The organism is Phycisphaerae bacterium (assembly GCA_012729815.1).
Classification (GTDB): Bacteria; Planctomycetota; Phycisphaerae; order JAAYCJ01; family JAAYCJ01; genus JAAYCJ01.
This window is the reverse complement of record JAAYCJ010000109.1, coordinates 1-1,540: the sequence shown is the minus strand read 5'-3', so window position 1 is coordinate 1,540 and position 1,540 is coordinate 1. Positions and strand designations below refer to the sequence as shown.

Below are 1,540 nucleotides of genomic sequence, written 5' to 3'. Positions count from 1 at the left end.
TTGATATGTTTCACAGAAAGTGAGACAAAACGCGGTTCTGATTAAGAGACAGTCTTTCGTCCGGGAACGGGATCAGGCGTTGTCTGAGTTTAAGGTTCTGCTGTTTCCTGATTTCTCTGGCCGTGGCCAGTTTCCGGCGGCGTTCGGCCAGCAGCGCCTCCGGGTTTCCACGATAGTAATCGATCGGCCGCAGGAACCCAAGGGCCGAGTGCAGACGCTCGTGATTGTAGTGGTCGATCACCGCGTCGACCACACGTTGGGCCTCGCCGTAGCTGTCCGGCTCCTGCTGGTCGATCGCCTCGCCGATGGTCCGTTGGCAGCGTTCGATTTCGGCGTTGTCCGTCGGGGTGTGCGGCCGGATCCGGGTGTGGGTGATCCTGTTTTCCCTGAGGGTCGCCGCGAAGTCGCCCGAGATGAAGCACGACCCGTGGTCGCTCTGGATCGTCGGGGTCGCCCCCGCCGGCAGCGCGGCCAGCGCGGCGGCCGCCGCGATCGAGACGCTCAGCCCATCCATCGTCCGCAGCAGCTCGTGATACACGATGTACCGCGAATAGACGTCCATGAAGGTCAGCAGATAATAGCTCCGTTCGTTGACCTTCGTGTACCGGATGTCCGTCTGCCAGAGCTCATCCGGACGGCCGGGGCGTTCCTGGCGGCCCTGGCCCTTGGCCCGGGCCTTGGGCGCCCAGCGACCGATCAGGTGCTCCTCGCCCAGGACCCGGTACACGCTGGACGCCGAGACCGCGCAAACACCCTCATCCAGCATTTTCCAGGCCAATTCCCGATGCCGGACCTCCGGATGCGACAACGCGTAATCGACGATCGCCCCCCGCTCCTCCGGCAGCAACCGGTACAGCGTCCCCGGACCGCTCCGCGGCGCCGCCGGGCAAGCCGGACCGGTCCGAACCCAGCGGTAGTAGCTGGACGGGCAGATGGCCAACGCCGCCAGCGTCCGCCGGATGGGAAAGCCGCTGCGCTCTTTCGCCTCGTGGACCAAGGCCTGGACCTCCTCCTGCAGTGCACGCGGGAGCTGAACGTGGTCGCTCAGTCCGAGAGCGTTTTTTTTAGCTCCAGGTTCTCCGCCGTGATCTCGGCGATCACGTCCTTCATCCGGCGGTTCTCCTCGGTCAGCTTCGCCGTCCGGCGATCGATGTCCCGGCCGTTGGACGGCCGGGCGAAGATCGCCTCCGCCGACCCGGCCAATTGCTTACGCCACTTGTAGACCAGATTGGGCGAGACCCCTTCCCGACGGCAGACCTCAGCCAGCTTCACGTCCGAGCCCAAGGTCTCCAAGACGATCCGCAGCTTCCGGGCCGCCGTCCACGCACGACGCGGCTTCGATTCGCTCATGACGGTTCTCCTTGATGCGACCACGCCACCGTCCCGTCTCGGCCGCCTCCTTCTTCCCTCGGAGGGGAAAGAAGGAAGGAGGGGGAGCCCGAGGGGGAACCTGGGAACCCTGGTTCCCCCTCCACTCCCGACCCCAAAACCGTCTCCTATTCTACCCGCCCGAATGTCTCACTTCGTGGGAAACACTACA

At 64.6% G+C, this 1,540-nt stretch carries 2 protein-coding genes; both read right to left on the bottom strand.

All coding sequences use genetic code 11. From position 1 onward, the window contains the following. Positions 1-10: 10 nt before the first annotated feature. Positions 11-997, bottom strand: coding sequence for a DDE-type integrase/transposase/recombinase (locus GXY33_07995; protein NLX05070.1), 987 nt, complete (start codon positions 995-997; stop codon positions 11-13). Between the two features lie 47 nt (positions 998-1,044). After that, positions 1,045-1,350, bottom strand: coding sequence for a transposase (locus GXY33_07990; protein NLX05069.1), 306 nt, complete (start codon positions 1,348-1,350; stop codon positions 1,045-1,047). Positions 1,351-1,540: the final 190 nt, after the last annotated feature.

Bases quoted from the DNA above. Each gene is read 5' to 3' on its own strand.
- GXY33_07990 (NLX05069.1), bottom strand. From the start codon at position 1,350: ATGAGCGAATCGAAGCCGCGTCGTGCGTGGACGGCGGCCCGGAAGCTG.